Source organism: Pseudomonas xanthosomatis (genome assembly GCF_019139835.1).
GTDB classification, from domain to species: Bacteria; Pseudomonadota; Gammaproteobacteria; order Pseudomonadales; family Pseudomonadaceae; genus Aquipseudomonas; species Aquipseudomonas fakonensis.
In genome coordinates, this window is the sequence record NZ_CP077075.1 from 3,047,769 (window position 1) to 3,067,637 (window position 19,869).

The 19,869-nt window shown below is 66.6% G+C and carries 18 protein-coding genes; 10 read left to right on the plus strand and 8 right to left on the minus strand.

Annotation, left to right across the window (positions count from 1 at the left end):
- Positions 1–26: 26 nt before the first annotated feature.
- Genes lolA through cysG form a run of 5 tightly spaced genes read left to right on the plus strand, consistent with a single transcriptional unit; the run spans position 27 to position 5,062 of the window.
- Positions 27–650: an outer membrane lipoprotein periplasmic chaperone LolA gene (lolA, locus tag KSS93_RS13540; RefSeq protein WP_217842983.1), complete on the plus strand. Its 624-nt coding sequence runs from the start codon at positions 27–29 to the stop codon at positions 648–650.
- 12 nt (positions 651–662) lie between these two features.
- The gene (locus KSS93_RS13545; protein WP_217884539.1) at positions 663–1,988 is read left to right on the plus strand and encodes a replication-associated recombination protein A; all 1,326 of its coding nucleotides are present in this window, start codon (positions 663–665) and stop codon (positions 1,986–1,988) included.
- Positions 1,985–2,359 (plus strand): fluoride efflux transporter CrcB, encoded by a 375-nt coding sequence (gene crcB, locus KSS93_RS13550; protein WP_217884540.1) that lies wholly within the window; start codon positions 1,985–1,987, stop codon positions 2,357–2,359. The genes KSS93_RS13545 and crcB overlap by 4 nt, the downstream gene beginning before the upstream one ends.
- Positions 2,360–2,389: 30 nt before the next feature.
- Entirely contained in the window at positions 2,390–3,670 is a 1,281-nt protein-coding gene (serS, locus tag KSS93_RS13555; protein WP_217884541.1) for a serine--tRNA ligase, read from the plus strand.
- The gene (gene cysG / locus KSS93_RS13560) at positions 3,671–5,062 is read left to right on the plus strand and encodes a siroheme synthase CysG (RefSeq protein WP_217884542.1); all 1,392 of its coding nucleotides are present in this window, start codon (positions 3,671–3,673) and stop codon (positions 5,060–5,062) included.
- Positions 5,063–5,100: 38 nt separating this feature from the next.
- Here the strand turns inward: cysG and KSS93_RS13565 are convergent, their stop codons facing one another.
- The 5 genes from KSS93_RS13565 to KSS93_RS13585 all read right to left on the minus strand — a co-directional run bounded on the left by KSS93_RS13565 (position 5,101) and on the right by KSS93_RS13585 (position 10,410).
- Complete coding sequence (locus tag KSS93_RS13565; RefSeq protein ID WP_217884543.1) at positions 5,101–6,426, minus strand: OprD family porin; 1,326 nt, start codon at positions 6,424–6,426, stop codon at positions 5,101–5,103.
- Between the two features lie 118 nt (positions 6,427–6,544).
- Positions 6,545–6,943, minus strand: a complete 399-nt coding sequence (locus KSS93_RS13570; RefSeq protein WP_217884544.1) for a PPC domain-containing DNA-binding protein — start codon at positions 6,941–6,943, stop codon at positions 6,545–6,547.
- Complete coding sequence (locus tag KSS93_RS13575; protein ID WP_217884545.1) at positions 6,940–7,491, minus strand: PPC domain-containing DNA-binding protein; 552 nt, start codon at positions 7,489–7,491, stop codon at positions 6,940–6,942. The genes KSS93_RS13570 and KSS93_RS13575 overlap by 4 nt, the downstream gene beginning before the upstream one ends.
- Positions 7,488–9,068, minus strand: coding sequence for an acyl-CoA synthetase (locus tag KSS93_RS13580; RefSeq protein ID WP_217884546.1), 1,581 nt, complete (start codon positions 9,066–9,068; stop codon positions 7,488–7,490). The genes KSS93_RS13575 and KSS93_RS13580 overlap by 4 nt, the downstream gene beginning before the upstream one ends.
- 175 nt (positions 9,069–9,243) lie before the next feature.
- Positions 9,244–10,410: an acetyl-CoA acetyltransferase gene (locus tag KSS93_RS13585; RefSeq protein WP_217884547.1), complete on the minus strand. Its 1,167-nt coding sequence runs from the start codon at positions 10,408–10,410 to the stop codon at positions 9,244–9,246.
- Between the two features lie 393 nt (positions 10,411–10,803).
- Here KSS93_RS13585 and KSS93_RS13590 point away from each other — a divergent pair, with 393 nt between their 5' ends.
- From KSS93_RS13590 to KSS93_RS13600, 3 genes are read left to right on the plus strand one after another with little or no spacing between them, the layout of a single operon-like run.
- The gene (locus tag KSS93_RS13590) at positions 10,804–11,835 is read left to right on the plus strand and encodes a TRAP transporter substrate-binding protein (RefSeq protein WP_217884548.1); all 1,032 of its coding nucleotides are present in this window, start codon (positions 10,804–10,806) and stop codon (positions 11,833–11,835) included.
- Positions 11,832–13,715: a TRAP transporter large permease gene (locus tag KSS93_RS13595; protein ID WP_217884549.1), complete on the plus strand. Its 1,884-nt coding sequence runs from the start codon at positions 11,832–11,834 to the stop codon at positions 13,713–13,715. The genes KSS93_RS13590 and KSS93_RS13595 overlap by 4 nt, the downstream gene beginning before the upstream one ends.
- A 13-nt stretch (positions 13,716–13,728) precedes the next feature.
- Positions 13,729–14,520, plus strand: coding sequence for an SDR family NAD(P)-dependent oxidoreductase (locus KSS93_RS13600; protein ID WP_217884550.1), 792 nt, complete (start codon positions 13,729–13,731; stop codon positions 14,518–14,520).
- Positions 14,521–14,742: 222 nt separating this feature from the next.
- Here the strand turns inward: KSS93_RS13600 and KSS93_RS13605 are convergent, their stop codons facing one another.
- Positions 14,743–15,666 carry a LysR family transcriptional regulator gene (locus KSS93_RS13605; protein WP_217884551.1) on the minus strand — a complete coding sequence of 308 codons (924 nt, stop codon included), beginning with the start codon at positions 15,664–15,666 and terminating at the stop codon, positions 14,743–14,745.
- 159 nt (positions 15,667–15,825) lie between these two features.
- On the opposite strand from KSS93_RS13605, the gene KSS93_RS13610 reads away from it, so the two are divergent.
- Positions 15,826–16,857: a sigma-54-dependent Fis family transcriptional regulator gene (locus KSS93_RS13610; protein ID WP_217884552.1), complete on the plus strand. Its 1,032-nt coding sequence runs from the start codon at positions 15,826–15,828 to the stop codon at positions 16,855–16,857.
- An 84-nt stretch (positions 16,858–16,941) separates the two neighbouring features.
- The gene (locus KSS93_RS13615; RefSeq protein ID WP_217884553.1) at positions 16,942–17,724 is read left to right on the plus strand and encodes an SDR family NAD(P)-dependent oxidoreductase; all 783 of its coding nucleotides are present in this window, start codon (positions 16,942–16,944) and stop codon (positions 17,722–17,724) included.
- 81 nt (positions 17,725–17,805) lie between these two features.
- On the opposite strand, the gene KSS93_RS13620 is transcribed toward KSS93_RS13615, so the two are convergent.
- Both KSS93_RS13620 and KSS93_RS13625 read right to left on the minus strand, forming a co-directional pair.
- Complete coding sequence (locus KSS93_RS13620; protein ID WP_217884554.1) at positions 17,806–18,768, minus strand: glutathione S-transferase family protein; 963 nt, start codon at positions 18,766–18,768, stop codon at positions 17,806–17,808.
- A 98-nt stretch (positions 18,769–18,866) separates the two neighbouring features.
- On the minus strand, positions 18,867–19,868 hold the full coding sequence (locus KSS93_RS13625; RefSeq protein WP_437182047.1) for a glycosyl transferase family protein: 1,002 nt from the start codon (positions 19,866–19,868) through the stop codon (positions 18,867–18,869).
- Position 19,869: the final 1 nt, after the last annotated feature.

Here is a 19,869-nt window from a genome sequence, read left to right on the forward strand (position 1 = left end):
CCCATTCACGCTCTACGAGGATTCCCATGCGCATGATTCGCATGCTGTTGGTTTCTGCCCTGGCCGCGGCCAGCCTGTCGGCACACGCGGGCGAAAAGGATGTGCAGCGCCTGACCCAGTTGCTCGAGAAGTCGCAGACCATCGAGGCCAACTTCTCCCAGCTGACCATCGATGCCAGCGGCACCAGCCTGCAGGAGACGTCCGGCAAGATGACCGTCAAGCGCCCGGGCCTGTTCTACTGGCACACCGATGCGCCGCAGGAGCAGGTGGTGGTGTCGGACGGCAAGAACGTCACCCTGTGGGACCCGGACCTGGAGCAAGCCACCGTCAAGAAGCTCGACGTGCGCCTGAACCAGACCCCGGCGCTGCTGCTGTCCGGCGATGTGTCGAAGATCAGCCAGAGCTTTGACATCAGCTCCCTGGAGCAGGGCGAGGTGATGGACTTCACCCTCAAGCCGAAAACCAAGGACACCCTGTTCGACTCGCTGCGGGTTTCGTTCCGCAAGGGCCTGATCAACGAAATGCAGCTGGTGGACAGCGTTGGCCAACGTACCAACATCCTGTTCAACGGCGTCAAGGCCAACCAGCCGGTGGCCGACAGCCGATTCACCTTCGACATCCCCAAAGGCGCGGACGTCATCAAGGAGTAACCGGAGCCCGTGATGGATCTGTTTCGAAGCGAACCCGTCGCCCAGCCCCTGGCCGCCCGCCTGCGCCCGTCCAACCTGGACGAGTACGTCGGCCAGGAGCACCTGCTGGCGCGCGGCAAGCCGTTGCGCGAGGCACTGGAGCAGGGCGCGTTGCACTCGATGATCTTCTGGGGCCCGCCCGGGGTCGGCAAGACCACCCTGGCGCGGCTGCTGGCAAAGTTCTGCGACGCGCACTTCGAAACGGTCTCGGCGGTGTTGGCCGGGGTCAAGGAGATCCGCCAGGCGGTCGAGGTGGCCAAGCAGCAGGCCGGCCAGTACGGGCGGCGCACCATTCTGTTCGTCGACGAGGTGCACCGCTTCAACAAGTCGCAGCAGGACGCCTTTCTGCCCTACGTTGAAGACGGCACCCTGCTGTTCATCGGCGCCACCACCGAAAACCCGTCCTTCGAGCTGAACAACGCGCTGTTGTCGCGGGCCCGGGTGTATGTGCTCAAGAGCCTCGACGAGCCGGCGCTGCGCAAGCTGGTCAACCGCGCGCTGACTGAAGAGCGCGGTTTGGGCAAGCGCAACCTGCGGGTGGGCGACGAGGCCTTCAAGATGCTCATGGCCGCCGCCGATGGTGATGGCCGGCGCATGCTCAACTTCCTCGAGAACGCATCGGATTTGGCCGAAGACGGCAGCGAAATCGACGTCGAGATGCTGCAAAGCCTGCTCGGCGACAGCCGCCGGCGCTTCGACAAGGGCGGCGAGGCCTTTTACGACCAGATCTCGGCGCTGCACAAGTCGGTGCGCGGCTCCAACCCAGACGGTGCGCTGTACTGGTACGCGCGCATGCTCGACGGCGGCTGCGACCCGCTGTACATCGCCCGCCGCGTGGTGCGCATGGCCAGCGAGGACATCGGCAACGCCGACCCCCGCGCCTTGAGCCTGTGCCTGGCGGCCTGGGACGTGCAGGAGCGCCTGGGCAGCCCCGAGGGCGAGCTGGCGGTGGCCCAGGCCATCACCTACATCGCTTGCGCCCCCAAGAGCAACGCCGTGTACGTGGGCTTCAAGACCGCCCTGCGCGAAGCCGCCGAGCATGGCTCGCTAGAGGTGCCGCTGCACCTGCGCAACGCCCCCACCAAGCTGATGAAGCAGCTCGGCTATGGCGAAGAGTACCGCTACGCCCACGACGAGCCCGATGCCTACGCCGCCGGCGAGGACTATTTCCCCGAGCAGCTCGAACCGCGTCAGTACTACCAGCCGGTGCCGCGCGGCCTTGAGCTGAAAATCGGCGAGAAGCTGCGTCACCTGGCCGAGCTCGACCGCAACAGCCCCCTCCAGCGGAGAAAACCTTGATCGCACTCATCGCCGCCGTCAGCGCGGGCGGCATTGCCGGCACGCTGCTGCGCTTTGCCACCGCCAGTTGGGTCAACGCCCACTGGCCACGGCACTTCTATCTCGGTACGCTGGCGGTCAACCTGATCGGCTGCCTGCTGATCGGCCTGCTGTACGGCCTGTTCCTGCACAAACCCATGGTGCCGGTCGAGCTGCGCGCCGGGCTGATCGTGGGCTTTCTCGGCGGCCTGACGACCTTTTCTTCTTTTTCGCTGGACACCGTGCGCCTGCTGGAAAGCGGCCAGGTGCCGCTGGCCCTGGGCTATACCGGCGCCAGCGTGGTGGGCGGGCTGCTCGCCACCTGGGCTGGCCTTGCCCTGACCCGTTTCTGAACCAACACCAACACATAACGAGAGAACGATATGCTCGATTCCAAACTGTTACGCGGCCAACTTCAGGAAGTGGCGGATCGCCTGGCCTCCCGTGGCTTCAGCCTGGATGTCGCGCGCATCGAATCACTGGAAGAGCGCCGCAAGTCGGTGCAGACCCGCACCGAACAGCTGCAGGCCGAGCGTAACGCCCGCTCCAAGTCCATCGGCCAGGCCAAGGCCAAGGGCGAAGACATCGCGCCGCTGATGGCAGATGTGGAGCGCATGGCCAATGAGCTGGCTGCCGGCAAGGCCGAACTGGACGAGATCCAGGCCGAGCTGGACGCCATTCTGCTGACCATCCCCAACCTGCCGGACGCCAGCGTACCGGTGGGCGCCAGCGAAGACGACAACGTCGAAGTGCGCCGCTGGGGCACCCCGCAAACCTTCGATTTCGAGATCAAGGACCACGTCGCCCTGGGCGAAGTCAGCGGTGGCCTGGACTTCGAGGCTGCAGCCAAGCTGTCCGGCGCCCGCTTTGCCGTGCTGCGCGGCCCGATTGCCCGCCTGCACCGCGCCCTGGCGCAGTTCATGATCAACCTGCACACCGGCGAGCACGGCTACGAGGAGCACTACACCCCGTACCTGGTACAGGCCCCGGCCCTGCAGGGTACCGGCCAGTTGCCGAAGTTCGAGGAAGACCTGTTCAAGATCACCCGCGAAGGCGAGGCTGACTTCTACCTGATCCCGACCGCCGAAGTGTCGCTGACCAACCTGGTGGCCGGCGAGATCCTCGACGCCAAGCAGCTGCCGCTCAAGCTGGTCGCCCACACCCCGTGCTTCCGTAGCGAAGCCGGTGCGTCGGGCCGTGACACCCGCGGCATGATCCGCCAGCACCAGTTTGACAAGGTCGAGATGGTGCAGGTGGTAGAGCCGTCCAAGTCGATGGAAGCCCTGGAAGGCCTGACCGGCAACGCCGAGCGCGTGCTGCAACTGCTGGAGCTGCCGTACCGCGTACTGGCCCTGTGCACCGGTGACATGGGCTTTGGTGCGGTGAAGACCTACGACCTGGAAGTGTGGGTGCCGAGCCAGGACAAGTACCGCGAAATCAGCTCCTGCTCCAACTGCGGCGACTTCCAGGCGCGCCGCATGCAGGCCCGCTGGCGCAACCCGGAAACCGGCAAGCCGGAGCTGGTGCATACCCTCAACGGTTCCGGCCTGGCAGTTGGCCGCACCCTGGTGGCGGTGCTTGAGAACTACCAGCAGGCCGACGGTTCGATCCGTGTGCCGGACGTGCTCAAGCCGTACATGGGCGGCGTCGAGGTCATTCGCTAAATGGACTACCTGCCGCTGTTCCACAAGCTGCAGGGGGGCCGCGCGCTGGTTGTCGGCGGTGGCGAGATCGCCTTGCGCAAGGCACGCCTGCTGGCCGACGCTGGCGCCGTGCTGCGCGTGGTGGCGCCGGACATCGACGGCCAGTTGGCCGCGCTTGCCCGTGAAGGCGGCGGCGAGGTGCTGGTGCGCGGTTATGCGCAAGGCGATCTTGCCGGCTGCCGCCTGGTGATTGCCGCCACCGACGACCCGGGCCTCAACGCCCAGGTTTCGGCCGACGCCCAGGCGCTGAGCGTGCCGGTCAACGTGGTGGATGCGCCGGCGCTGTGCACGGTGATCTTCCCGGCCATCGTCGACCGTTCGCCGCTGGTGGTGGCGGTGTCCAGCGGCGGCGATGCGCCGGTGCTGGCGCGCTTGATCCGGGCCAAGCTGGAAGCCTGGATCCCGTCTGCCTACGGCGAGCTGGCCGGGCTGGCCGCGCGTTTTCGCGACAAGGTCAAGGCGCTGTACCCCGACGTCAACCAGCGCCGCGGCTTCTGGGAGACGGTGTTCCAAGGCCCGATCGCCGAGCGCCAGCTGGCCGGGCAGGGCGCCGAGGCCGAGCGCCTGCTGCGTGAAATGGTCGAAGGTGCACCGGTGCAGCAGGGCGGTGAGGTATACCTGGTGGGCGCCGGCCCGGGCGACCCGGACCTGTTGACCTTCCGTGCCCTGCGCCTGATGCAGCAGGCCGACGTGGTGCTGTACGACCGCCTGGTGGCCCCGGCCATCATCGAGATGTGCCGGCGTGACGCCGAGCGCATCTATGTGGGCAAGCGCCGCGCCGACCACGCCGTGCCCCAGGACCAGATCAACCGCCTGCTGGTGGACCTGGCCCAACAGGGCAAGCGCGTACTGCGCCTGAAGGGCGGCGACCCGTTCATCTTCGGCCGGGGCGGCGAAGAGATCGAACAGCTGGCCGAGCAGGGTATTCCGTTCCAGGTGGTGCCGGGCATTACTGCGGCCAGTGGTTGCTCCGCCTATGGTGGTATTCCGCTGACCCACCGCGATTACGCCCAGTCGGTGCGTTTCGTAACCGGCCACTTGAAGGACGGCACCAGCAACCTGCCCTGGCACGACCTGGTGGCGCCGGCCCAGACCCTGGTGTTCTACATGGGGTTGGTGGGGTTGCCGACCATTTGCGCCGAGCTGATCCGCCATGGCCGTGCGGCCAGTACCCCGGCGGCGCTGGTGCAGCAAGGCACCACGCGCAACCAGCGGGTGTTCACCGGTACCCTGGCGGATTTGCCGGCGCTGGTGGCCCAGCATGAAGTGCATGCGCCAACCCTGGTGATTGTCGGGGAAGTGGTGCAGTTGCGTGACAAGCTGGCGTGGTTCGAAGGATCGCAAAACAGCTGAAATCGCCGGGGCCGCAAAGCGGCCCCGGCAATCTCAAGCTAGAACAACGGCACCGAATAACTCACGGTCAACCGGTTCTGGTCCTGGTCCCACTCACTGGGTACCCCGCTGCGCAACATGCCGTTGCGCCAGCTGAACCCCAGCCCCTTGAACGCACCGCTCTGCACCACATAATCCAGGGCGATATCGCGCTCCCACTCCTTCTCGTCGCCACCTGAGGCCATGCGAATGTTCGTGCCTTTCAGGTACGCCACCGACGCCACCAGCCCCGGTACACCCAAGGCTGCAAAGTTGTAGCTGTACTGGCCAAAGCTGGTGCGCTCGCCCGCGCGGGTGAAGCTGGTCACCAGGCGGTCGGTGAACAGGTATATGCTCGCCCCGGCCGCGCCTTCACCGGTGTTGCCCTGGTTCAGTTGCACGAAGTTGCCGCTGTCGGACACCCGCTGGTGGCCGAGCAACACCGAATGCCCACCGATGGCGTAGGTGAACATGGCGCTCCAGGTGTCGTTGTCGATCTTGCCTGCGGTGTCCCCCAGGCCGCCTACGGTGTAGCCGGCCGCACGGCCACTGGCGGAGTCGTTGCGCCCGCTGGCGTCGGTCTTGAAATAGCGCAGGTCGGTGGTCAGCGACTGGTTGTCGGCCAGCGCCCAGGTGTGCACCAGCCCGGCGAAGTGCTGCAGGTAGTAATCCTCAAGCTTTGCCGCGTAGTACTGCAGCTTGAGGTCGCGGGTGAGTTGGTAGTCGGCACCGGCGAACAGGAACTCGTTGCTCTCTTGCGTGCCGCCGGCTACCGCCAGGCCCGAGCGGTTGCTCGAGCCACGCCCGGTGGTGTGTTCCAGGCGCCCGCCGGTGAGTGTCAGGCCGTCGATTTCCTTGGAGGTGAGCATGCCGCCCTCGAAGGTCTGCGGCAGCACCCGGCCGTCGTTGGCCACCAGAATGGGCAGCTTGGGTTGCAAGGTGCCGTAGCGCGCCTCGGTTTGCGAAAAGCGCAGCTTGCCGGTCAGGCCCAGGCGGCTCCAGTCGTGCACCGCGCTACCGTCGCTGTCGTCGGGGATCATCGAGCTGCCACGGTGGTTGCCGGCGCCGCCGTCCAGGCGCACGCCGAGCAAGCCGAGCGCATCGACGCCAAAACCGACAGTGCCGTCGGTGAAGCCGGACTTGTAGTCGAGCACAAAGCCCTGGGCCCACTCGGCCGTTTTGCTTTGGCCGGCAGCGCCCGGGCGGTCGCGAAAGTCGTTGTTGAAGTAGTAGTTGCGCAGGTTGAGGCTGGCCTTGCCATCTTCGATGAAGGCAGCGTTGGCCATGGGCAGGGCGAGGGCGCCAGCGGTGAACAGGTACAGGTGCGCGAATGGCTTTGTTGTCATTGTTTTTTCCTGAGGGGAGAGGGGTATTGCAGGGGGCGCCATCGCCGGCAAGCCGGCTCCTACAGAAGAGCGGTGACACCTGTAGGCGTCGGCTTGCCGGTGATGGCGGTGGTACAGGTCAATCGGGCAGCCACTCCTGCAAGGTCAGCTCGACGGTGATGAACGACAGGTTGCGCCCGCGTTGCAGGCGGCCGGCGAAAAGGTTGCCGTCGGCATCGGCCAGCACCGCCTGCAGGCGGCTTTGCCCGGCGACGATCTCGCCGCTGATGCTGAGGATTTCGACCCCGGGGCCCGGCACGTGAATGCCCTGCATGCCCTGGCGGCCCAGGTAGTGCAGCTCGCCGTCGATCAGGCTGCCCAGCCCGCCGCGCACCACCGCGCAGGTGATGCCGTGGCTGGCGCAGAGGGCTTCGGCGCTGTCGATGATGTCTTCGTTGGGCTTGAGCCGGGCCACCACCAAACGGCCTAGCTGGCCGCTTTGCACCTCGGTTTCAAGCAAGGGTTGCGCGAGGGTCATGAAGCCTCCTTGAGCACAGGGTGCAGCAGGTTGAACTGGGTTTCGGCGTCCGGCTTTACCTGGTAGGCCACTTGGTCGAACAGGCACAGGCGGATCACCAGCGGCTCGCTGCCGACGATCAGCCGGTTGAGCACCAGGTGGCCGCCATGCTGCTGGCCGTCGCGGTCGATGAAGCCTGCGTGGCAATGCAGCAGCGGGGCGCCGGCAGCATCGCGGCCGACCGTGAGGGCGCCGCTGATGAAGGTGATGTAGCCGTCCAGCACCACTGGCTGGCCGTAGTCGTAGGGGCGTTGGGCATCGCTGGTGGTGACCATGCGGTGGTAGCTCAGGTGCGCGGCGCCGCCACACAAAATGCGCCCCACCGCGCTTTGGTAGCGGCGGCCCTGCAGCGCGGCCAGCAGGCCTTCGGCGACGTTGCAGGCCAGCGGCAGCTCCACCCGCAGCTCTTCGCCGTGGGCCACCTCGCAGTCGAGCAGGCGCGGCTGTTGCGGCTGGCCGCCGTGGATGAAGTGGCGCACGCCGCCACGGGTTTCGAAGTGCGGGGTCATGCCGGCTGCTCCTGGCCCGCTTCGAGCAGCGTGCGAATGTGCTTCTTGACGATCTTGCCGTAGCCGGACTTGGGCATGTCGTGCCAGCGCACGAAGCGCTTGGGCCATTTGTAGCGCGCCAGGCGCGGCTCCAGGTGGGCCAGCAATTGCTCGTCGCTGACCTCGCCGGTGGTGACGATCACCGCATAGCCGCACTCGCCCCATTTTTCGTCGGGCATGCCCAGCACCGCCACTTCGTTGACCGCCGGGTGGGTCAGCAGGGCTTCCTCGATTTCCCGCGGGTACACGTTGGAGCCGCCGGAAATGTACATGTCCGACGCGCGGCCGGTGATGAACAGGTAACCCTGCTCGTCCACATGGCCAAGGTCGCCGGTGTGGAACCAGCCGAAGCGGAAGCACGCGGCGTTGGCCTCGGGGTTGTTGTAGTAGCCGGCGAACACCGCCGGGCCGCGCACGCAGATCTCGCCGTCAGTGCCGGTGGGCAGCTCCACGCCTTGCTCGTCGAGGATCGCCACCTGCATGCCGGTGCGCGGGTAACCGCACGAGCCGACCTTGGCCTGGGGGCTGTCCTCGGCATCGTGGCAGTCGGCCGGCAGCACGGTGATGTTGCCGGTGACTTCGCCCAGGCCGTAGTACTGCACCAGCACCTTGCCCAAGGTGCGCAGGGCGTGGCACTGGTCGGCGCGGTACATCGGCGCGCCGGCGTAGATCACCTGGCGCAGGCTGCTGTGGTCGTAACGTTGCACCGCCGGGTCTTCGGTGAGCATCTTGACGATGGTGGGCACAGTGAACAGGTTGTCGATGCGGTGCTCCTGCACCAGGCGCCAGGCCTCGTCGCAGTCCAGCCGCTCGCCGGCCGGCAGCACGCTGGCTGCGCCCCGGGCGACGTTGACCAGGGCGTGGATGCCGGCGCCGTGGGACAGCGGTGCGAGCACCAGCGAGCGCGATTGCTGGCTCAAGCCCGGCATCAGGTCGGCCAGGTGGTTGTTGACCACGAAGGCCATCTGCCCGTGGGTGAGCACGCCGGCCTTGGGGTGGCCGGTGGTGCCGGAGGTGTAGAAGAACCACAGCGGGTCGTGGTAGCGCACTTCGGCCGGGCGGAACGCCGCCTGCAGTGGCGCGCCGTCGTCCAGCAGGGCGTCGTAGCCCAGCTCGCCCGGGCGCGGGGCGCCGATGGCGATGACTGTCTGCAAGGCTGGCGACACGTCGCGCACGGCGTCCACGTAATGGCCGAAGCCTTCATCGTAGAGCATCGCCACCGCGCCGCTGGAGCTGCCCAGGTAGGCGGCCTCCGGCGGGGTGATGCGCACGTTGGTCGGCACCCACACCACGCCCAGGCGAAACGCCACCCAGGCGCTTTCGAACAGCTGCAGATTGTTGCGCGAGTGCACCAGCAGCCGGTCGCCTTGTTGCAAGCCGCGGGCGCGCAGGGCGGCCGCCAGGCTGTCGACCCGCTGCAGCAGCTGGCGCCAGCTGACGCTTTGCGTGCCACGGATGAAACCGGGTTGGTCGGGCAGGCGGCGGGCCACCTGGGCGAGCAGTTCGCCCAGGTTCATCACGTTGTCGATGCCGGTCATGGGTGTAGCTCCTTCAAAGTCTTTGATTTCATTCCGGCCAGGGGCTGCACACTGCCCCCTGTGGCGGCTTCAGCCGCGAAGCAGGCAACGCGGTGGCTGGCACCGGCTACGCCGGTGTTCGTGGCTGAAGCCGCTCCCACAGGGAATGTGGTGCTGGTAACGCTCTGCAGGCCCATCACACCCCCTCCAGAATGCTCACGTAGTTGGTCACAGCCGCGCCGCCCATGTTGAACACCCCGGCGCGGTCGGCGCGGGGCAGTTGCATGTCGCCGGCCTGGCCGCACAGCTGCATGGCCGCCATCACGTGCATCGACACCCCGGTGGCGCCGATCGGATGGCCCTTGGACTTGAGCCCGCCGGAGGGGTTGACCGGCAGCCGGCCATCCTTGCGGCTGATGCCCTCGGCAATCACCCGCGCGCCCTGGCCGTGCTCGGCCAGGCCCATGGCCTCGTATTCCAGCAACTCGGCGATGGTGAAGCAGTCGTGGGTCTCCACCAGCGACAGATCAGCCAGGGTCAGCTGTGCCTGGCCCAGGGCCTGCTGCCAGGCCCGCGCCGCGCCTTCGAATACCGTGGGGTCGCGGCGCGACAGCGGCAGGTAGTCGTTGGCTTGCACCGCCGCGCGAAAACGCACCGCCGGCTGGCCAGCGATGCGCTGGTCGGCGCGGCTTATCACCAGCGCCGCAGCGCCGTCGCTGATCAGCGAGCAGTCGCTGCGCTTGAGCGGGCCGGCGACGAAGGGGTTCTTGTCCGAAGGCGTGCGGCAGAAGTCGTAGCCGACGTCGCGGCGCATGTGCGCGTAAGGGTTGAGCGCGCCGTTGGCGTGGTTCTTGGCGGCGATCATGGCCAGCGCGTCGGACTGGTCGCCGTAGCGCTCGAAGTAGGCGCTGGCGATGTTGCCGAACACCCCGGCGAAGCCGTTCTCGACCTCGGCTTCTTCACGGGCGTAGCAGCACTTGAGCAGGATCTTGCCAACCTCGGCGGTGGGCAGGCCGTTCATTTTCTCGAAGCCCACCACCAGTGCGTGCCGCGACTGCCCGCTGAGGACCGCCTGCAAGGCCGAGTGAATGGCCGCAGAACCTGTGGAGCAGGCGTTCTCCACCCGTACCGACGGGGTAAAGCGCAGCTGCGGCAGGTGGTTGGCCAGCAGCGCCGAAGGGAAGTCCTGGTACACAAAACCTGCGTTGAAATGGCCGACATGAACCGAGTCGATCTGCCCGGGCTCCAGCCGCGCATGGGTGAGGGCGCCGATGGCGGCGTCGGCCATCATCTGCTCGGCGTCGATGTCGGGAAACTTGCCGAAGGGTGCGTGGTACCAGCCGCTGATCAGGGGTGCATCCATGAGGGTATGTCCTCGCTCGATGGGTTTGCGAGGTCGATGGCAAGAACGGTGCCAGGCGCTTGGCAAGCCCTCTGCGCCGTGGTTTTGTGGGCATTCGCCGGGTGTCGGGCGGTAGCAGTTGCGCTGCTACAGGTGTCGCCCTGGGCGGCCGGGCGACAGTCCAGGGAGACACCTGTTACACCGCGGGCGGCACCGACGTGCTCTGAACACAATTTGATACACCGCTGCGTCTATTAACCAGGGCCTTTTAAATCAATGACTTAGACGCTGATTTTGGCTTGTGTAGCCGCTTGCGTGCCGGCTTGGCCCAGGGTGGCACCCCTATTGCTATGTCACTGACACCATCGCCGTATCCCACTCGATCAATAAGAACAAATAGGTCAGGAGAGCTTCATGAGCGATTTCACCCGCCGTTCCTTCATCAAGACGGCCTCCGTGGCATCGGCCGCGGTCGCTGCCGCCGGGTTGGGTTTCTACAGCCCCAGCACCCGCGCCGCCGACTTCAAACTCAAGTTCGCCAACAACCTGCCCATCAGCCACCCGATGAACGTGCGCGCCCGGGCCATGGCCAAGGCCATCAAGGAAGAAACCAACGGCGCGCTGAGCGTGCAGGTGTTCCCCAGCAGCCAACTGGGCAGCGACACCGATACCCTGGCCCAGGTGCGCTCGGGGGCGGTGGACCTGTTTTCGCTGTCGCCGGTGATTCTCGGCACCATGGTGCCCTCGGTACAGATCAGCGCGGTGGGCTTTGCGTTCAAGGACTACCAGCAGGTATGGAGCGCCATGGACGGCGCGCTGGGCGAGCATGTGCGCGGCGAAATCGCCAAGACCGGCACCCTGTTCGCCTTCGACCGCATGTGGGACAACGGCTTCAGGGTGACCACCACCAGCACCCGGCCGGTCACCAGCCCCGACGACCTGCGCGGCATGAAGCTGCGGGTGCCGCCCAGCCCGATCATCATGTCGATCTTCCGCGCGCTGGAGGCGGCGCCCACCAGCATCAACTTCGCCGAGGTGTACTCGGCGCTGCAGACGCGCATCGTCGAAGGCCAGGAGAACCCCATGACCCTGGTGTCCTCGGCCAAGTTGTACGAGGTGCAGAAGTACTGCTCGCTGACCAACCATGTGTGGGACGGCTTCTGGATGCTGGGCAACAGCGCCTCGTTCGCCCGCCTGCCGGCGGATATGCAGGCGATTTTGCGCAAGCATATCGACGCCGCTGTGATGGGCCAGCGCGAGGACCTCGCCAAGCTTGAGGGCAGCACCCGCGACACCTTGAAAGGGCAGGGCCTGGAGCTGGTCGAAGCCCCCGCCGATGCGTTTCGCGACAAGCTGCGCAGCGCCAACTACTACGCCGACTGGCACGACAAGTTCGGCGACCAGGCCTGGGCGATTCTCGAGCAGTACTCCGGGAAGCTGGCATGATGCGCGCCCCTGCGCTACCGGCCTCCACCGTTTCGCAGCGCCTGCCGGCCCGGGTGCTGATCTGCCTCAATACCTGGACCATGCGCCTGGTGGGGGTGATTGCGGTTGCCCTGATGGTGATCGAGACCTTCGTGCTGCTGGCGGGGGTGATTGCCCGTTACGTGCTGCACAGCCCGCTGATCTGGTCCGACGAACTGGCCTCGTCGCTGTTCATCTGGCTGGCGATGTTCGGCGCCGTGCTGGCGCTGGACCGTGGCGAGCACATGCGCATGTCGGCGTTGGTCAACAAGCTGCCCGCCGCCTGGCGTGGTTTCAGCGAAACCCTGTCGGCGCTGATCGTCTGCCTGTTCGTGGCGATGATCATCGGGCCGGCCATGCAGCATTCCCATGAGCAGATGTGGATCACCACCCCGGCGCTGGGCATCCCTGACGGCGTGCGCGCCGCGGCGTTGCCGGTGGGCGCGGTGCTGATGCTGCTGGCGGCGGTGGCACGCATGGCGCGCTATTCGACGGTGCGCCAGTTCATGGCCGGGCTGGCGGTGGTCGGCGCGGTGGCGGCGGCGCTGTGGCTGGCGCAGCCGCTGCTGGCGGCCATGGGCAACTACAACCTGGTGGTGTTCTTTTTGGTGCTGCTGGGCGCCTGCGTGTTCGGCGGCATCCCCATCGCCTTCGCCTTCGGCACCGCGACCATGGCCTACCTGGCTCTGGCCACCCACGCGCCGCTGTCGATCGTGGTGGGGCGCATGGACGAGGGCATGTCGCACATGGTGCTGCTGGCGGTGCCGCTGTTCGTGCTGTTGGGGGTGGTGCTGCAGTTGTCGGGCATGGCCCGCACGCTGATCGACTTCATGGCCTCGCTGCTGGGCCATGTGCGCGGCGGCCTGCAATACGTGCTGCTGGGGGCGATGTTTCTGGTGTCGGGGATTTCCGGTTCGAAGGTGGCCGACATGGCTGCCGTGGCCCCGGCACTGTTCCCCGAGATGAAGCGCCGCGGCTCCAAGCCTGAGGAGCTGGCAGCGCTGTTGTCGGCCACCGGGGCGATGACCGAGACCATCCCGCCAAGCCTGGTGCTGATCACCATCGGCGCGGTATGCAGTGTGTCGATTACCGCGCTGTTCATCGGCGGGTTGATGCCGGCGGTGGTCGCCACCCTGGCGATTGCCGCGGTGTGCTGGTGGCGCTCGCGCAAGGACGACGCGCCGGCCATCGAGCGCGCGCCAATGTCGCGGGTGGGCAAGACCTTCCTGATCGCCTTGCCGGCGCTGGCGCTGCCGCTGCTGATTCGCGTGGCGGTGCTGGAAGGCGCGGCCACCGCCACCGAGGTGTCGACCATCGGCGTGGCCTACGTGGTGCTGGTGGGGCTGGTGATGCACCTGTTCATGGGCCATATCGAGTGGCGCCGGCTGTACCCGATGCTGCTGGAGGCCGCCGCGTTGTCCGGTGCCATTCTGCTGATCATCGGCATGGCCTCGTCGATGGCCTGGGCGCTGACCCAGTCGGGCTTCTCGCAGTCGCTGGTGGAGCTGATCGAGGACATCCCCGGCGGCGTCATCGGCTTCATGGTGGTGACCATCCTCACCTTCCTCATTCTTGGCAGCGTGCTGGAAGGCATCCCGGCCATCGTGCTGTTCGGCCCGCTGATGTTCCCCCTGGCCGAGCTGCTGGGCATCCACCCGGTGCACTACGCCATGGTGGTGATCCTGGCCATGGGCGTGGGGCTGTTCGCACCGCCCCTGGGGGTGGGCTTCTATGCCGCCTGCGCCATCAGCAAGACCTCGTCCGACCACGTTATCCGCCGCGTCTGGGGTTACCTCGGCGCGCTGCTGGTGGCGTTGGTGATCGTTGCCTGTTTCCCGTGGATTTCCATCGGTTTCCTCTAAGAGAGCACCTGACATGAGCCAAGCTGCGAAAACGACTTTGCCGGTACCTGCCCACGGACGTGTGGCCCTGGTGACCGGTGCTGCCATGGGCATCGGCGCGGCCATTGCCGAACGCCTGGGGCACGACGGCCACACCGTGGTGGTGGCCGATATCAACCTGGGTGCGGCGCAGGAGATGGTCGCCGGGCTGCACGCCCAGGGCATCGACGCCCTGGCCCTGGCCATCGACATTGGTGACGCGGCGTCCATCGCCGGGTTGTTCGCCACCCTGCGTGAACGCTGCGGGCGCTGCGATGTACTGGTGAACAACGCCGGTGTCGCCCGGACCCAGGCGTTTCTCGAGACTGAGCTTGAGGGTTGGCAGCGCTTGATGAACATCAACCTCACCGGCACCTTGCTGTGCAGCCAGCAGGCGGCGCAACTGATGCGCGAGCAGGGCTGGGGGCGGATCATCAACGTCGCTTCGATCAGCGGCATGCGCGCCAGCATGGGCCGCACCGCCTATGGCACTTCCAAGGCGGCGGTGATCGGCCTGACCCGGCAGATGGCGATCGAGCTGGCCGAGCATGGCATCACCGTCAACGGCATTGCGCCGGGGCCGGTTGATACCCCGCTGACCCGTAGCCTGCATTCGGCGGCCACCCGCGAGTCGTATGCCCGGGCGGTGCCGCTGCGCCGCTATGGCACGCCGGCGGAGATGGCCGGGGCGGTGGCGTTTTTGGCGTCGCAGGATGCGTCGTACATCAGCGGGCATGTGATCCCGGTGGATGGCGGGTTCATGGCGTCGGGTATTCTGGAGATCTGATTCAACCCCAAACGCGGTTCCTTTTGCAGGAGCAACTGTCTTGCTCAATTTCTAAAAGCTGGCGCGATCCCTGTGGGAGCGGGCTTGCCGGGGTGCCGGACCACCGCGAACACCGGCGCAGCCGGTGCCAGTCACCGCGTCGCCTGCTTCGCGGGCAAGCCCGCTCCCACAGGATTGCGCAGAACCTGAATCAGGTGCTGTATCTGTAGGAGCGTGTGCGGTTCAGTCTTCTGCCAACCGCCGCGCCTCGTCTTCCCGCGTGGCCTGCTCGCCAACCTGCAACGCCGCCTCGACGAATGTGGCGATGCACGGGTTGTGGTTGTCGGCCTTCCACACCGCCACCACCTCGATCACCGGCGCTGCGCGCAGCGGGCGGAAGCTGGTGCTGGCCAGGCGCATGTTGCGCATCGAGCGCGGCACCATGGCCACCCCCAGGCCTTCGCCGACCAGGTTGACGATGGTTTGCTGCATGTTGATCTCAAGGCCGATGTTGGGCGTGACGCCATGCTGCAGGCAGTAGTTGCAGATCATGTCGTGCAGCGCCGGGGCGATGCGCCGGGGCACGATGATGAAGGTCTCGCCGGCAAGCTCTATTGGCTCCACCAAAGGCTGTTCGGCCAGGCGGTGGCCGGGGGGCAGCACCAGGGTCATTTCCTCGCGGTACAGCGTCACCGTCTCCAGCCCCGTGCAGTCCTGCGGGCGGTACATGATCGCCACATCCTTGTTGCCGCTGCTGATGTCCTGGGCCAGGTCCAGCGGCAGGGTTTCGGTGAGCTTGAGGTTCACCTGCGGGTACAGCGCGGCATAGCGCCGGGTGATGGCCGGGGTGATGCTGTAGGCCGTGGACATCATGAACCCCACCGACAGCTCGCCGGCCGCACCCCGCGCCGCTGCCAGGGCGTTGCGCTTGGCTTGCTCGAAGGCGGCGAACACGGTGCCGGTGTCGAGGTAGAAGCGCTGGCCGGCCTCGGTCAGCTCCACCCGCCGGCGTGAGCGGTCGAACAGCTTGACCCCCAGTTCTTCTTCCAGCAGGGCGATCTGCCGTGAAAGCGGCGGCTGGCTGATGTGCAGGCGTTCGGCGGCGCGGCCGAAGTGCAGGGTTTCGGCCAGGGTGCGGAAGTATTGCAGGTGGCGAAGTTCGATCATGATGCTCTCAAAGGTATCAGTCGATGCTGGATTATGTATTGGAAAATATAACTGCGCCTCCCTAATGTGAACCTGCAACGCCCCTTCGGCCCCGGCCGCGCCACAAGCGCTGCCCGCCGACATAGTCACAAGCTATAGAACAAGAAAAAGGTGACGCTGATGACCGCTCTGATCGACCCCGTTCGCCCCTGCCTGCCTGCCATTGCCGAATGCGATATCGCCCACGACAGCGACCCGATGGTGCGCCAGGCCTTTCGCCGTGCGCTGCGCCTGATGGAGCGCGGCATCGCCGTGATGATTCGTGGTGAGACCGGCACCGGCAAGGAGATCCTCGCCCGTGCCCTGCATGCCCACAGCCAGCGCCGCGCTGCCCAACTGGTGGCGCTGAACTGCGCGTCCATCCCCGAGACGCTGATCGAAAGCGAGCTGTTCGGCTATACCCGCGGCGCTTTCTCCGGCGCGCTGCCTGGCGGCAAGAAGGGCAAGGTGCAGCAGGCCGACGGCGGTACCTTGTTTCTCGACGAGATCGGCGACATGCCGTTCGAGCAGCAAACCCGCCTGCTGCGGGTGATTGCCGAGCGCGAGGTGACGCCGCTGGGCGCCGAGCGCAGCGTGCCGGTGAACTTTGCGCTGGTGTGCGCCACCCACCAGGACCTGGCCGCGCGGGTGGCCGACGGCAGTTTTCGTGAAGACTTGTTCTACCGCATCGCCACGGGCGTGGTGCACCTGCCGGCGCTGCGCGAACGCAGCGACCGCGGCGAGCTGTTGTGCAACATGGTTGCCTACGAGCTGCCCGGCTGCGACCCGCGTCAGGTATTGAGTGATGTGTGGGCGTTGCTGCTCGGCCACCCCTGGCCGGGCAACCTGCGCCAGATGCGCGCGGTGGTGCGTTACGCCTGCGCGGTGATGGACGGCGCGCGCATCCAGCGTGGCGACCTGCCGCCGGACTTTCTTGGCCAGTGCCAGGCGCCTGCGGCCTTGCCGGCCAACATCACCCCGATCCGCCGCCAGGCCGTGCAGGGCGATGAGCGCAGCGATGTGCTCGACACCCTGCAGGCCTGCCGCTGGAACATGTCGGCAGCCGCCCGTGAACTGGGCATCTGCCGGCCCTCGTTGTACCGGGTGATGCGCCGGCTGGACATTCCGCCGCTCAAGGAGCAGCTGGCGCTGGGCGCCTGCGGCACCGCCTGACCTTCAGCTAATCCCCATCTTCGAACCACGCCCTCTGCCGAGCAGGGGGCGCGACCGGCTACGGCCCAAGATAAGGAAAACACCATGAGCAACACTGCCGTGCACGCTCCACTGAACTTCACCCTGGCCGGGCGCACCGCGCTGGTCACCGGCGCTGCCCGGGGTATCGGCCACGCCATTGCAGCGGCGCTGGGGTATGGCGGGGCGCGGGTGGCCCTGTGTGACCTGGACCCGGTAGCGGCCGAGCAGGCAGCGGCGCAGTTGCGCGAGCAGGGCGTTGAAGCGGTCGGGGTGGGGGTGGATGTAGCCGATGAAGCCCAGGTATTGGCGATGGTGCAGCAGGTCGAGGCGCTGCTGGGGGGCGTGGACATTCTGGTGAACAATGCCGGGATAGTGTCCACCGCGCCGCTGCTGGAGCTGACCACGGCGGAGTGGAACCGGGTGATGGCCATCGACCTGAACAGCGTGTTCTTCTGCGCCAAGGCGGTGCTGCCGGGCATGATGGCCCGGCGTGGCGGGCGCATCATCAATATCGCCTCGGTGGCCGGCAAGCGTGGTGGCGGGTTGTTGGGCAACAGCTGCTATGCGGCGGCCAAGGGCGCGGTGATCGCCCTGACCAAGGGCCTGGCGCGGGAGGCGGGGCCTTACGACATCACGGTGAACGCGGTGTCGCCGGCGCTGACCGATACCGAGATGACCAGCGTGCTGGCGCCACAGGCCCGTGCCCAGGTGCTGGCGCAGATGCCGCTGGGGCGCGCAGGGACGCCGCGCGATATTGCGGCAGCGGTGTGCTTTTTGGCGTCGGCCGAGGCGGGGTTCGTGACCGGGGAAATCATGGATGTGGATGGCGGGTTCATGCGCGATTGACGTCGACGGTCAGCGTGGGAGCGGGCTTGCTCTGCGATAAAACGATGGCACCGGCTACGCCGGTGATCGCGGGGCCTTCAATCAACTGGCCTGCCAGATCCCCTTGCCCGGCAAGCGTGCGCGGTCGTGGGGCTGGTTGAAGTCCTGTAGCGGGCCCTTGGGCACGATGCCGTTGGGGTTGATGGTCTTGTGGCTCATGTAATAGTGCTTCTGGATGTGCTCCATGTTCACCGTGGCCGCGACCCCCGGCAGTTGGTACAGCTCGCGCAGCCAGTTGGACAGGTTGACGTAGTCGCTCAGGCGGCGCAGGTTGCACTTGAAGTGGCCGTGGTACACCGCATCGAAACGCACCAGGGTGGTGAACAGGCGCACGTCGGCTTCGGTCAGGTACTCGCCAGCCAGGTAGCGGTTGCGGCCCAGCAGCTGTTCCAAGTGATCGAGCTCGTTGAACACCTCGTCGAACGCTGCCTCGTAAGCTTCTTGCGTGGTGGCGAAGCCGGCACGGTACACGCCGTTGTTCACCGCCGGGTAGATGCGCTCGTTCAGGGCGTCGACGGTGGCACGCAGGGGCTCGGGATAGAGGTCCAGGGTGTTGCCGGTGAGCTCGTTGAACGCGGTGTTGAAGATGCGGATGATCTCCGACGACTCGTTGTTGACGATGCGCTTGTCTTTTTTGTCCCACAGCACCGGCACGGTCACGCGGCCGGTGTACTTGGGGTCATCCTGGGTGTAGCGCTGGTGCAGGTACTGCAGGGCGTCGAGGTGGTCACCGGTGGAGCCGTCCTGTTGGTCGAAGGTCCAGCCGTGCTCGCCCATCAGCCAGCTCACCACCGACACGTCGATCAGCGGCTCCAGGCCCTTGAGGGCGCGAACGATCAGGGTGCGGTGGGCCCATGGGCAGGCCAGCGACACGTACAGGTGGTAACGGCCGGCCTCGGGTGCCGGCAGCGGGTTGCGGCGCTGGGCGTTCTCGCGCTTGAAAGCGCCGTCCTTGCCGTTTTCATACCACTGGTCGTGCCAGCGGCCGTCGATCAAAAGGCCCATGGTGAAGCTCCTCGGAACAAAAGTGGTTTGTCGTTGGAGCTCAGTCTAGAGAAAAACGTTCGAATAAATAGCGCAAAGTCTGCGGTGATTTTATCGGTTTATTCGATGTTTTTGCGGGCGGCCCAGTAGCCACGGGCGGTGGCGAAGGCTTGCTCGCGATCCTGACCCAGGCCGCGCAGGGCCAGGGCCATGGTCGCCACCACGGCCAGTTCGCCGTAGCTGTCCTCGGCTTCGCCGCGCCATACCGCCAGCAGGTGCTCGGGCTGCAGGCTGGCCGGCTTCACATGGCGCTGGGCGCTGAGGGCCGGCCATTCTTCGTCCCAGGCTTCGCCGGCCGAGGTGCCGTAGAGGTGGCTGATGACATCCGGGTTGATTTCGATTTCGCCGCCGTCGCCTTTGACGACCACGGCGTGGTCGCCGAGCAGGCGGCTGGCCTCGCGGTGCACCGCCTGGTAGCCGGGGTGGAAGATGCTCTGCAGGCCGCAGCGCGCGCCCAGCGGGTTGAGCACCCGGGCCAGTGAGTGGATGGGCGAGCGCAGGCCGAGGGTGTTGCGCAGGTCGATCATGCGCTGCAGTTGCGGTGCCCAGTCCTGCAGCGGGAAGAACGCCAGTTGGCGGCTGGCAAGGGCCTGCTCGACGCTGGCCCAGTCGCGGCACAGCGGGATGTCCAGAAGGCTCAGCAGTTGCTCGGTGTAGAGCCGGCCGGCGGTGTGGGCGCCGCCGCCGTGCATCATAATGCGCACGCCATTGGCGGCCAGGCACTTGGCCGCCAGCAGGTACCAGGGCAGGTGGCGCTTCTTGCCGGCGTAGCTCGGCCAGTCCAGATCCACGGCGATGCTCGGCGCATGCAGGTGGCTGCGCAGGGCTTCGGTGAAGCCGGCCAGCTCCTCGGCGCTTTCCTCTTTGTGCCGCAGCAGCATGAGGAAGGCACCCAGCTGGGTGTCCTCGACCTTGCCTTCGAGCAGCAGGGTCATGGCGGCGCGGGCCTCCTCGCGGGTCAGGCCGCGTGCGCCGCGCTTGCCCTTGCCGAGAATGCGCACGAATTCGGCGAAGGGGTGTTCGGCCGGGGTTTCCAGGGTCAGCGGGCGGGCTTCGTTCACG

Excerpts from the sequence above, each read along its gene's own strand:
- lolA (WP_217842983.1), top strand. The coding sequence starts at position 27 with ATGCGCATGATTCGCATGCTGTTGGTTTCTGCCCTGGCCGCGGCCAGC.
- KSS93_RS13545 (WP_217884539.1), top strand. The coding sequence starts at position 663 with ATGGATCTGTTTCGAAGCGAACCCGTCGCCCAGCCCCTGGCCGCCCGC.
- serS (WP_217884541.1), top strand. The coding sequence starts at position 2,390 with ATGCTCGATTCCAAACTGTTACGCGGCCAACTTCAGGAAGTGGCGGAT.
- cysG (WP_217884542.1), top strand. The coding sequence starts at position 3,671 with ATGGACTACCTGCCGCTGTTCCACAAGCTGCAGGGGGGCCGCGCGCTG.
- KSS93_RS13565 (WP_217884543.1), bottom strand. The coding sequence starts at position 6,426 with ATGACAACAAAGCCATTCGCGCACCTGTACCTGTTCACCGCTGGCGCC.
- KSS93_RS13570 (WP_217884544.1), bottom strand. The coding sequence starts at position 6,943 with ATGACCCTCGCGCAACCCTTGCTTGAAACCGAGGTGCAAAGCGGCCAG.
- KSS93_RS13575 (WP_217884545.1), bottom strand. The coding sequence starts at position 7,491 with ATGACCCCGCACTTCGAAACCCGTGGCGGCGTGCGCCACTTCATCCAC.
- KSS93_RS13580 (WP_217884546.1), bottom strand. The coding sequence starts at position 9,068 with ATGACCGGCATCGACAACGTGATGAACCTGGGCGAACTGCTCGCCCAG.
- KSS93_RS13585 (WP_217884547.1), bottom strand. The coding sequence starts at position 10,410 with ATGGATGCACCCCTGATCAGCGGCTGGTACCACGCACCCTTCGGCAAG.
- KSS93_RS13590 (WP_217884548.1), top strand. The coding sequence starts at position 10,804 with ATGAGCGATTTCACCCGCCGTTCCTTCATCAAGACGGCCTCCGTGGCA.
- KSS93_RS13595 (WP_217884549.1), top strand. The coding sequence starts at position 11,832 with ATGATGCGCGCCCCTGCGCTACCGGCCTCCACCGTTTCGCAGCGCCTG.
- KSS93_RS13600 (WP_217884550.1), top strand. The coding sequence starts at position 13,729 with ATGAGCCAAGCTGCGAAAACGACTTTGCCGGTACCTGCCCACGGACGT.
- KSS93_RS13605 (WP_217884551.1), bottom strand. The coding sequence starts at position 15,666 with ATGATCGAACTTCGCCACCTGCAATACTTCCGCACCCTGGCCGAAACC.
- KSS93_RS13610 (WP_217884552.1), top strand. The coding sequence starts at position 15,826 with ATGACCGCTCTGATCGACCCCGTTCGCCCCTGCCTGCCTGCCATTGCC.
- KSS93_RS13615 (WP_217884553.1), top strand. The coding sequence starts at position 16,942 with ATGAGCAACACTGCCGTGCACGCTCCACTGAACTTCACCCTGGCCGGG.
- KSS93_RS13620 (WP_217884554.1), bottom strand. The coding sequence starts at position 18,768 with ATGGGCCTTTTGATCGACGGCCGCTGGCACGACCAGTGGTATGAAAAC.